General features: G+C 73.9%; 8 protein-coding genes. 3 read left to right on the forward strand and 5 right to left on the reverse strand.

All coding sequences use genetic code 11. The annotated features are described in order from the left end of the window. Positions 1–9: 9 nt before the first annotated feature. Positions 10–540, forward strand: coding sequence for a MaoC family dehydratase (locus ACZ7KX_RS22245; protein WP_350522862.1), 531 nt, complete (start codon positions 10–12; stop codon positions 538–540). 107 nt (positions 541–647) lie between these two features. Here ACZ7KX_RS22245 and ACZ7KX_RS22250 read toward each other — a convergent pair whose 3' ends face one another. The 4 genes from ACZ7KX_RS22250 to ACZ7KX_RS22265 all read right to left on the reverse strand — a co-directional run bounded on the left by ACZ7KX_RS22250 (position 648) and on the right by ACZ7KX_RS22265 (position 5944). Then, the gene (locus ACZ7KX_RS22250) at positions 648–1598 is read right to left on the reverse strand and encodes a quinone oxidoreductase family protein (protein WP_470327961.1); all 951 of its coding nucleotides are present in this window, start codon (positions 1596–1598) and stop codon (positions 648–650) included. Between the two features lie 23 nt (positions 1599–1621). Continuing rightward, complete coding sequence (locus tag ACZ7KX_RS22255) at positions 1622–2950, reverse strand: preATP grasp domain-containing protein (protein WP_470327949.1); 1329 nt, start codon at positions 2948–2950, stop codon at positions 1622–1624. Between the two features lie 223 nt (positions 2951–3173). Further along, positions 3174–4826 carry a carbohydrate binding domain-containing protein gene (locus tag ACZ7KX_RS22260; protein WP_470327950.1) on the reverse strand — a complete coding sequence of 551 codons (1653 nt, stop codon included), beginning with the start codon at positions 4824–4826 and terminating at the stop codon, positions 3174–3176. A 428-nt stretch (positions 4827–5254) separates the two neighbouring features. Continuing rightward, entirely contained in the window at positions 5255–5944 is a 690-nt protein-coding gene (locus ACZ7KX_RS22265) for a GOLPH3/VPS74 family protein (RefSeq protein ID WP_470327951.1), read from the reverse strand. A 548-nt stretch (positions 5945–6492) separates the two neighbouring features. Here ACZ7KX_RS22265 and ACZ7KX_RS22270 point away from each other — a divergent pair. Both ACZ7KX_RS22270 and ACZ7KX_RS22275 read left to right on the forward strand, forming a co-directional pair. Then, positions 6493–8331, forward strand: a complete 1839-nt coding sequence (locus tag ACZ7KX_RS22270) for a glycoside hydrolase family 15 protein (protein ID WP_470327952.1) — start codon at positions 6493–6495, stop codon at positions 8329–8331. Between the two features lie 208 nt (positions 8332–8539). Beyond that, a complete protein-coding gene (locus ACZ7KX_RS22275; RefSeq protein ID WP_470327953.1) occupies positions 8540–9184 on the forward strand; it encodes a hypothetical protein in 645 nt (214 codons plus the stop codon). A 72-nt stretch (positions 9185–9256) separates the two neighbouring features. Here the strand turns inward: ACZ7KX_RS22275 and ACZ7KX_RS22280 are convergent, their stop codons facing one another. Beyond that, positions 9257–10603: a DUF2254 domain-containing protein gene (locus ACZ7KX_RS22280; protein WP_470327954.1), complete on the reverse strand. Its 1347-nt coding sequence runs from the start codon at positions 10601–10603 to the stop codon at positions 9257–9259. Positions 10604–10868: the final 265 nt, after the last annotated feature.

The raw sequence follows: 10868 nt of genomic DNA on the forward strand, positions 1-10868 counted from the left end.
GCAGTCGCCATGGACGCAACCGAGCCCGCCGGCTACCGGCGGATCGGCGAGCGCCGCTACCGCGAGGTGGTCGGGCGCTACTACGAGGAGTTCGAGGTCGGCGAGGTGGTCGAGCACCGCCCCGGGCGGACCGTCACCGAGCTCGACAACGTGCTGATGAGCATGCTGAGCATGAACGACGCCCCGCTGCACATCGACGCCGCCTACAGCGCGCACACCCCCTGGGGGCGGCCGATCGTCTCCAGCCTGGTGACGCTCAGCATCGTCGGCGGGATGACCGCCCGCTCGACGAGCGGGCGCACCATCGCCAACCTGGGCTGGGAGAACATCCGGATGACCCACCCGGTGTTCACCGGCGACACCCTCTACGCGGAGACCGAGACCCTCGCCAAGCGGCTCTCCAAGAGCCGCGAGGGGCAGGGCATCGTGAGCTGCCGGACCACCGGGACGAAGTCCACCGGCGAGGTCGTGGTGGTCTTCGAGCGCAGCTTCCTCGTCCCGCTGCGCGGCCACGGCCTGGACGAGGTCGCCGGGTACTGACCGTCCCCGCGGGGAACCGGCCGCCTGCGGGTACCGGCCGCCCCCGGGGAGCCGACCGCACCCCGGGCCCGACAGTGCGCTGTCGGGCCCGGCGCGCGTGCCGCGGCTCAGTCCTCGCAGCGGACGTCCACCAGCACCTTGCCCATGGTCTCCCGCGCGGCGAGCGCCCGGTGTGCCGCGGCGATCCCGGACAGCGGTACGGTCCGGTCGATCCGCGCCACCAGCCGCCGCTCGGCGGCGAGCCGGAACAGCTGCTCGGCGATGCCGGTGAACAGCACCCGGTCCGCCAGGACGTGCTGGAGCCAGAAGGCCGCCAGCCCCGCCGAGCGGTCGGCCAGCTCGTCCACCGAGAAGCTCTCCTCCGGCCCGCCCCGGGCCCCGACCGACAGCAGCCGCCCGAACGGCGCCAATGCGGCCAGCCCGGCGCGCAGCACCGGGCCGCCGACCAGGTCCACGAACAGGTCCACCCCGCCCGACCGCGCCAGCCGCTCGGCCAGGTCGGGCTCCGCCGGGTCGAGGGCCGCGTCGGCACCCAGCGAGCGGGCGAACTCCCGTTTCTCCGGCGTGGAGGCCAGCGCGGTCACCCGCCCCGCGCCCAACTCCTTGGCCAACTGCACCGCGAGGTGGCCGACCCCACCGGCGGCGGAGGTCACCGCGACGTGCTCGCCCGGCCGCAGCCGCCCGGCCAGGGTCAGCGCGCCGTACGCCGTCGCGCCCTGTTCCAGCAGTGCGAGCGCCTGCTCGTCGCCGACGCCGTCCGGCACCTCCACCGTGTGCGCCGCCTCGGCGCGGGCCACCCCGGCGTACCCGCCCCCGGCGCGCAGCAGCGCGGCGACCCGCCGCCCGTCCCCGCGCCGCCGCCCGACCACGTCGGCGCCGAGCACCGCCGGCAGCGGGTAGCGCGCGTACTCGCCGGTGCGGCAGTGCAGGTCGGCGTAGTTGAGCCCGGCCAGGGTGACGTCGATCAGCACCTGGCCCGGCCCGGCCACCGGTTCCGGCACCGTCTCGGTGCGGAACTCCTCCGGCCCGCCGTAGCGGTGGATCACCGTCGCACGCATCACGCCCACGGCCGCCTCCGGTCTCATCCGGCGAAGAGCGCGAGCAGCCGGGCCTCCAGGGCACGGGTGGCTTCCGGGGTCTCGGCGAGCACGCAGTACATCACCGAGCCGTCGGCGGGCGCGAAGTCGCAGCTGTAGACCACGCCGGTGCCGGTCCGCGGGTCGAAGGCCAGCCCGGCGGCGGCGATCGCCGTCACGGCCGCCGCGAAGGAGGGCACCTTGAGGCCGGCGAGCTCCAGGATGTAGCGCGAGCCGCGGTGCTCCTCGCGCAGCAGGCGGCCGAAGAAGGCGTCGTGCAGGTGGCTGGAGCCGGTGAGCCGCCCGTTGGTCTCGTGGAAGTAGATCTCGCCCTTGGGGGTCAGCACGGCGTCCGCGCTGACCGTGCCGCGGTAGCCGATCACCCGCAGCGCCTCGCACAACCGGGCTCCCTGCGCGACGAGTTCGGCCCGGACGTCGGCGTCCGGGGTGACCGGCGGGGTGATCTCTCCGATCACCACCGGCTGCATGACCATCTCGCCGCAGCCGGAGAGCACCACGGCCGCGTCGTCGACCAGGAACTGGGCGTACAGCGCCGCGGAGTCGGTGAAGTACCGCTCCACCACGACCCGTTGGCCGCGCCCGCCGGTCAGCCAGGCCCACCGCTCGGCCACGTACGCGGCCACCGCCGCCCGGTCCGGCAGCGGGACGACCCGTTCGGCACCGGCCGCCACCTCCACCCGCTCGTCCCGGGAGAGGACCTCGTTGCCGAACCCGCCCGCCTGGAACTCGACCTTCACCATCACGGTGTTCCCCTGCGCCAGCAGGTCCTCGACGGCCGCCTCGACCTCCGCGGGCGAGCCGGCCACCCGCCCGGGCGGGATCGGCACCCCGGTGCCGGCGGCCACCGCCCGGAACCCGGCCTTGCTGTTGACCAGCGCGTTGCCGCCCTGGGCCGCGAAGGGCTGACCGGGCATGGCGTGCGCGAGGCCGAGCGCGGCCGCCAGGTCGGCCACCGCACCGTTCGGCGAGATCGCCAGCACCTCCTCGACGGTGCGGCCGTCCAGGACGCGGCGCAGCTCCGCCCGGAAGCCCGGGTCCGCCAGGCGGTCGGTGGTGAGCATCTGGTCGCCCTCGGCGCCCGGCGGCGGCACCACGAAGGTCAGGCTGTCGGCCCGTACGCCGGTCAGCCCGGTGACGTACGCCAGGTACTCCGGGTCCGGGCCCCAGGGCAGCACCAGGACGTCGCCGTCCTCGGCCCACCAGAGCATCCGCTGCGCCCCGCACCCGGCGAACCGCTGCTCCAGCGGCGTCATCCCGGTGAGGTCCCCGACCATCTCCTCGGTGCGGTTGTTCGCGATGCAGAGCGTCGTCATCTGGTGGACTCTCCCGGCGTTCGGCGCTGTTGCGGCCCTGGTCCCACGCACGGCACGGGTGTGGCGTGCGCTACTGGTGTAGCGCACCGGGGTTGTTCTGGTTCGGCCCTCGGTCATTGAACAAAACGCCGAACAACCGGCGGCGCCGGGCCGGGGCGGGCTGCCCCGGCCACCTCGGGGTACCGGTGGCCGGGGCAGGCCGTCCCGTTCTGTCAGCGGGCGCTCAACGGCGTTGCAGGGAGCGGACGTTGTCGCCGAAGGTCCAGCCCTTGGAGCCGTCCCAGTTGACCGACCAGGTCATCAGCCCCTTCAGTGAACCGCCGAAGGCGTTCCACGCCTGCCCGACCAGGCCGGGGTCCAGGTAGCCGCCGCCCGCGCCGGGCTGGGCCGGCAGGCCGGGCACCTGCTTGTCGTAGGGCACCTTGACGGTGGTGCCCTGGATGGTCAGGCCGTTGTTCAGGCACGTGGTCTGCACGGTGAAGCCCTGGACGGTGCCGGCCTGGTAGGAGTCGCCGGAGCAGCCGTACATGCTGCCGTTGTAGTACTGCATGTTCAGCCACCACAGCTGCCCGTTGTCGGCGTACTTCTTGATGATCGGCAGGTAGGCGCCCCAAATCGAGCCGTAGGTGACGCTGCCGCCGGTGACGTACGCGGTCTCGGGGGCCATCGTCAGGCCGAAGCCCGCGGGCATCCGGGCCAGCACGCCGTCGATGATGCGCACCAGGTTGGCCTGGGACGCGGACAGCGTGCCGATGTTGCCGCTGCCGGACAGGCCGGTCTCGATGTCGATGTCGATCCCGTCGAAGTTGTACTTCTGGAGGATCGGGACGACGGTCGCCACGAACCGGTCGGCGACGGCGCTGGAGCTCAGGTCGATGCCGGCCGCGGCACCGCCGATCGACATCAGGATGGTCGCCCCGGCGGCCTTGGCCCGGCACATCTCGGCGGGGGTCGAGACCTTGACGCCGGCGTCCATGCCGTCCTGCCACAGCACGGTGCCGTCCGAGAGGATCACCGGGAAGGCGGCGTTGATGACGTTGTAGCCGTGCGCGGCGATCCGGCTGTCCGTGATGGGCACCCAGCCCATGCCGGGGTGGACGCCGTTCGCGGCGCCGTCCCAGTTCTCCCAGTAGCCCTGTAGGACCTTGCCCGACGGCCGGGGCTTCGTGGGGCAGGTGTCGCCGCCCGGCGGGGTGGTGGTGGGCGGCGGGGTGGTCGGCGGGACCGACGTGGGCGGCGGCGTGGTCGGCGGGGTGGTGGTCGGCGGCGGGGTGGTGGGCGGGGTCGTCGTGGGCGTGGTCGCGGTGGGCGTGGGGCTGCTGCCGCCGGGGCCGGTGAGCGAGACGTCGTCCGCGTAGTACGCGGGCTGCCCGTACCAGCCGTGCAGGTAGACGGTCACCGAGGTGGTGTTCGGCCCGGTGGTGAAGCCGACGCTGAGCAGGCCGTACGAGGCGTTGTTCGGCGTCCAGGTGGACGGCGCGCCGGTGATGCCGGTGCCGGTGGCGCCGAGGTAGACGTAACTGCCCTGGACGTAGGCGCTCAGCGTGTACTGGGAGTCGGGCTGCACGCTGACGGTCTGGGTGCACTGGGCGTCGTCCGAGCCGGCCGGCGCGGCCTTGAGCGCGGCGGCGCCGGAGTGGACCGGACTGCCGACGGCCGCACCGGATCCGCCGGAGCAGGTCCAGCCGGAGAGGCCGTTCTCGAATCCGGGGTTCGCCACCAGGTTGGTGGTGGCGGCCCCGGCCGTGACGGAGCCGACCACGGCGATGCCGGCACCGATCAGGGCGGCGGCGCTCGCCCCGGCGAGTGAGCGCCGCAGCACGGTCGGCCCGTGCCCGGTGCGGCCGGCCCGGTTCACCTGCGGTGCGCGCTGCACGGCCGCCCGTTGCGGGCGCGGCGCGCGGTGCGGTTCGGTCCCGGCCCGGTCGCCGTCGACGCGGCCGGGATCCGGACAGGGGCGGGACCCGCCCGACGGGCGTGGCGTACGCGACTTCCGACGGAACATGCTGTGCTCCCTTCCCGCCGAGCGCCATGGGCATGACCAGCGCGTGGGGGCGTGACGCCCGGCTCCGGGTGAGGTGGGGGACATGTGGGGCTGTGCCGGACGGGATCGTAGGAGGGGTGACCGGGCCCGTCAATAGGTCTGGACCAATTGCAGTAGGTCTGGACCACTTGAGGCTCCCGCCGGAGGGCGGCAACCGGACCACCCCGGGCGGCGGGACGCCCCCGGAGCAGGACCGGGCCCGCCCCGACGTGGGGGCGGGCCCGGGGGCCGTCGGACCGTCAGCCGCCAGTCGGCTACCGTCAGCCGGCGGCCACGGTGGCGGCCGTGGCCGCCGTGGCGACCGTCACGGCGGTGATGGCCGCAATGGCGACCTGCATGTTCCGGATCGCCTGGCCGACGGACTCGCCCGCCCAGTCACCCGCGGCGATCTCCCCGAAGCGCAGCTCGACCCGCGCACGCGGGAGGTCGGGGAACGCCAGGCCGTGCAGCCGGGCGGCGTGCAGCAGGGCTATCAGGGTCGCGGTGCGGACGTCCGGGGTCGCGTGGTGCCGGATCACGGCGGCCAGCCGCGCGCGGAGTTCGCGCTCGACGGAGCCGTCCGCCTCCGGGTAGCGGCGGACCGGGAAGAGGCCGAGGACCCGGCGGCGCTCCTCGACGACCAGACCGCGTTCGCACAGTCGCTGCACCGCGGAGCGGACCGCCACGGGGTGGTCCTTGGTGAGCCATTCCGCCGCCTTCGCCTTGCCGGGGGCCTTGCGCTCGACCCACGCGGCGAGCCGCTCCAGGCACTCGTCGAGCAGCGGCTCACCGGTCGGGGTCCGGTCGGTGACGGCGAGCCGGCCCTCGTCGACCGCGATCCGCCCGGCCAGCGCGAGGTCGGCGAGCAGGCCTCCCGCCGCCGCCCACCCGGCGCTCGAACCGTCCTTCGCCACGCCGGACTCGTCGTCCAGCGAGAGCAGCATCAGCTCCTCGGCGAGGGTGACGTGCATGTGCATTCCTTTCCCTGTGCGAACCGGCCACCCGGCAGCGGCTCGACGGCCGCCGCACCCGGGTGTCCTCAGCCAGGAACGCGTGCACCGGAAGCCCGGTTCCCACCCGCCCGGCCCGAGCCCCGCAGCCTACCGGGGAACGGCGATCTGCTGGTTGACGAGGATCAGGCCGCCGTCTGTGACGACGTCAGGACGGACGGCGGCGGTGGTCCGTGGCCCGTGGCCGTACGAGTGCCCGTTCCCGCACGGGTGCCCGCTCCCGCACGGTGCCCGCTCCCGCTCTCGACGCGTCGGCCGGGGGCCGGCGACCGCCCGCGCTCCATCGCCGGTCGACGATCCGTCCGGGCGGCGGCACACTCGCAACCGGCCCCGCCCGGCAGCGGGACCTCCTGCACACACTCCGTACACACCCCGTGCCGACCGTTCGCTCTGCGCCACCGGGCGCACCCCGCTCGCTTCGGCGTCCCCGCGCCCGGCGATCTAGCATGAAACGAGACATTCGGCTCGATACCCGGCGCCACCCCGCGCCAACGGGTGAGGAGGCCGCCATGGCTCAGAACGGCAACGGCGGATTCGGCGAGCTGAGCCGTGCCCGGTACCTGCCGATCTCCGAGCACGGGCTGATCGGTGATCTCCGTACCGCCGCGCTCGTCGCCACCGACGGCACCATCGACTGGTACTGCTTCCCGCGCTTCGACGCGCCCAGCATCTTCGCGTCCGTCCTCGACGCCGACCGGGGCGGCAGCTTCGAACTGTCCGCGGACGTGCCGTCCCGCACCCGGCAGTTCTACTTCCCCGACACCAACGTCCTGATCACGCGGTTCTTCGCTGCGGACGGCGTGGCGGAGATCCAGGACGTCATGCCCGTGGTCGACGAGTCCCGCGAGGCGGACCGCCACCGGCTGATCCGGCGGGTGATCTGCGTCCGCGGGGTGCTCCCGTTCCGGGCGAAGGTCGCCCCGCGGTTCGGCTACGGGGCGGAGCCGCACACGGTCGAACTCGGCGACGGCCACGCGGTGTTCCACTCCGCCGGGCTGTCGGTGGCGCTGACCGCCACCGTGCCGGTCGAGACCGACGGCGTCGACGTGTCCGCGCGGTTCAAACTGCTGGAGGGCGAGTCCGCGGTGTTCGCCCTCGACCGGGTGAGCGCCGACGTGGGCCCGCGGGCGTGCCCAGCCTGGGAGGCGCAGCAGCAGTTCGAGGCCACCGTCCGGTTCTGGCGCCGCTGGCTGCACCAGTCGCAGTACCACGGGCGGTGGCGGGAGATGGTGCACCGCTCGGCCCTGGTGCTGAAGCTGCTCACCTACGCGCCCACCGGCGCGATCGTCGCCGCGCCGACCACCAGCCTGCCCGAGCAGGTCGGCGGCGAGCGCAACTGGGACTACCGCTACGTGTGGGTGCGCGACGCGGCCTTCTGCATCTACGCCATGCTCCGCCTGGGCTTCACCTCGGAGGCCGAGGCGTTCATGGGCTTCATCTCCGAGCACGGGATCATGCGGGGCACCGGGGACACCGGTCCGCTGCAGATCATGTACGGCATCGACGGGCGCCGCGAGCTGCCCGAGCGCGAGCTGTCCCACCTGGAGGGCCACCTCGGTTCCGCGCCGGTGCGGGTGGGGAACGCCGCCACCGGGCAGCTCCAACTGGACATCTACGGCGCCCTGATCGACTCCGTCTACCTCTACGACAAGTGGGGGCAGCCGATCAGCAGCGGCCACTGGGACGAGGTCGGCGCCGTCGTGGACTGGCTCTGCGACCACTGGGACCAGCCCGACGAGGGGATCTGGGAGACCAGGGCCGGGCGGCGCGACTTCGTGTACTCGCGGCTGATGTGCTGGGTCGCGCTGGAGCGGGCGATCCGGATCGCGAACCGGCGCGGCCTCCCCGCCGACCTGCTGCGCTGGCGCCGGACCCGCGACACGATCTACCGGCAGATCATGGACCGCGGCTGGTCGACCGAGCGCGGCGCCTTCGTCCAGGGCCTGGACGACGAGGTGCTCGACGCGTCCCTGCTGATGATGCCGATGGCCAAGTTCGTCTCGCCCACCGACCCCAAGTGGCTCTCCACCCTGGACGTGCTCACCTCGGAGCTGGTCTCCGACTCCCTGGTGTACCGCTACGACCCGGCGGCCAGCCCGGACGGCCTGCAGGGCTCCGAGGGCACGTTCTCGATCTGCTCCTTCTGGTACGTCGAGGCGCTGGCCCGGGCGGGCCGGCTGGAGGAGGCCCGGCTGGCCTTCGAGAAGATGCTCACCTACGCCAACCACGTGGGCCTGTTCGCGGAGGAGATCGGCCGGACCGGCGAACAACTCGGCAACTTCCCCCAGGCGTTCACCCACCTCTCGCTGATCAGCGCCGCCTTCAATCTGGACCGCGCCCTGGGCTGACGGCCGCCCCGCGGAAACCGGCACGGGCGTCACACGCGTCATCCACCGTCACACGAACCACACCCGACCCGCGCAGAAGCCTCGCGCCGCGCGGGTGTCGCGGACCGGCTCGATCTGCGTACGCTCGCATCCGATCCGGCCCAGCCTGCGGGGGGCGTGGCAGTCACCGCCGGGATCCAGGTCATGCCGCACCTACCGAAGAGATCCCATGAGTTACTGCACGCCCTGCCGACGCCACCTCAACGGCGCGCTCTCCTGCCCCGGCTGCGGCCGGGCCGCCGAACCCACGACCGGGGAGGCGGCGGGCCGGCAGCCCGTGCCACCGGGCGAGGGCTCCGCCGACGCGTCCGCACCGCCACACCGGTCGGCACGCCAGTCCGGACGGCGCTCGGCCCGGCGTCGGCAGGGCCGGCCGCGGGGCACGGTGCTGGCCGTGTCGGCCGCCGGGGTGGTGGTCTGCGGACTGGCCGCCGTCGTGCTGTCCGGCGGCAACTCGGACGGTGCGGTGGCCCCGGCCTCCGCGGGCGCCGAATCGCCCTCGCAGCACCCCGCGGCCACCCCCGGCGCCCCGGCCGCACCGACGCCGGCCAGCACGACGGCCACCGCCACGGCCCGCCCGCAGCCGTCGGCCACCACCACCCGGCCCAGACCGTCCGGCGCCGCCCCGACCGCGACGTCCCCCTCGGGTCCGACCGTGTCCGCCGCCCCGGTTCCGGCGGACCCGCCCGCGAAGCCCGCCCCGAGCACGCCCCCACCGAACACCGGCCCCGTCCCGCCGACCTCCCCCACCCAGCACCCGACCGGCCCGACGGCCACACCGAGCTGCACCCGGCTGCTGTTCTGGTGCACCTGATGTACCGGGCACGTGACGTTCCGGTGCGCCCGGGCCCCGCGGATGCCACCGTCCGGCCGCCTCAGGCGCGGTTCAGCCCCGCCCGGTGAGGTCGGCGTGGACGGCGAGAACGGCCAGGTAGCGGCGGTGCACGTCGTCGCGGTCGGCCGGTTCGGACACCGACTCGCGGCCGAGGCGTTCGATCATCCCGGCCTGGGCGAGGAGCACCTCGCGCTGCTGCTCGGTCGTCGTCTCCGACATGATCTCCGCGAGGACGTCGAGCTGGCGGATCAGCACGGCGGGCATGCCGGCGGCGGCCTGGCGGATCTTCTCGAAGGCGCGCTGGACCAGCCGCTCGTAGCTCACGGGGGCGGTCATCACCCGGATGTGCCCGCTGGCGTCCCGGTGGACCGGGTTCGGGTGCCAGCCCGCGGCGACCCGGCACAGGCCCTCGCCGAGCCAGTCGACGCAGGTCAGGGCGGTGAAGGTGTCGTTCACGGCGGTGGACAGCGCCCGGATGGCGATCTCCACCAGCTGGTCGACGGCGAAGGCGATGTCCTGGGCGAGCGTCCGGGTCGAGCCGGTGATGTGGGCGCGGGCGAAGCTCCGGGCCACCTCGGGCGCCGCCTCGGCGGGCCAGACCGTGGCGAGCGGGTGCCCCTGCACCAGGAAGTGTCCGGGCCGGTGGTCCAACCGGATGACGGCATCGAGCTCCGCCGCCATCCGCACCAGCGTGCGGTGCCGGACGAACTGCAGGTAGCCGCTGGCCGGCGCCGGGACGGCCGCGCCCGAGCGGTCGAGCCGGGCGTGCAGTTCGGCCGCCGAGGGCCCGGCGGTGGCCACTGCGGCCCGCTCCGGTTCGCCCGCCCCCGCCTCGATCGCCTCGGAGAGCTCCGCCGCGATGCTGGCGATGACCCTGGGCAGCTGGATGGACGTGGCGATGTGGTGGATGAAGTAGATCAGCACGGCCACGTCGGCCATCACCAGTGCCATGCAGACGGTGATGGACAGGTGCGGCACGAGGTCGCCGTGCGAGGCCGGTCCGATGACGACCAACGAGAGCATCGCGTACACGAACGTGCCGACGAGGGTCCCCAGGGTCAGCTGGGTGGTGCGGTCCCGGATGAAGGTCCGCAGCATGCGCGGGCCGAACTGGGTGGAGGCCAGGGTCAGCGTCACGATCATGATCGAGAACACCACGCCCACGACGGTGATCAGGGCCGCCGCGATGGCGGCGAGGATCTGCCGGGCGGCGTCGGCGGTGCCGCTGACGACCCAGGACGGCAGGTCCACGTCCCCCCGGTAGGCGGCCCGGTCCAGGGACCAGGTGACGACGAACAGCAGCGCGGCGAGCACGACCTCCAGGACCGGCACGACCCACAGGTTCGTCCGCAGCGCCTCCCGGCGCCACTGCGCCTCCAGGTGGACCCCACGGATCACGCCACCACCTCCGTCGCTCCGCTCCGGCGCCGACCGGACGAATCCACCCTAAACACTCGGACGTGCAGGTGACGGGAGGGTGGGGCGGGCGGTTGGCCGGTCGGCCGAGCCGACGCTGCGCCGGTGCGCAGCGTGCGGGCTACGGGGGTCCTGGAGGGGCGCGGGATGCGGGGGGTGCCTCTATGTCCTTCGTCAAGGCTGAAGGGGTCATGCTGCCGCGGTTTCGGGGGTGCGGGTTTCGTAGAGGGTGCCGTCTCGGAGCATG

The sequence above is a fragment of the Kitasatospora sp. NPDC038210 genome (assembly GCF_055600605.1).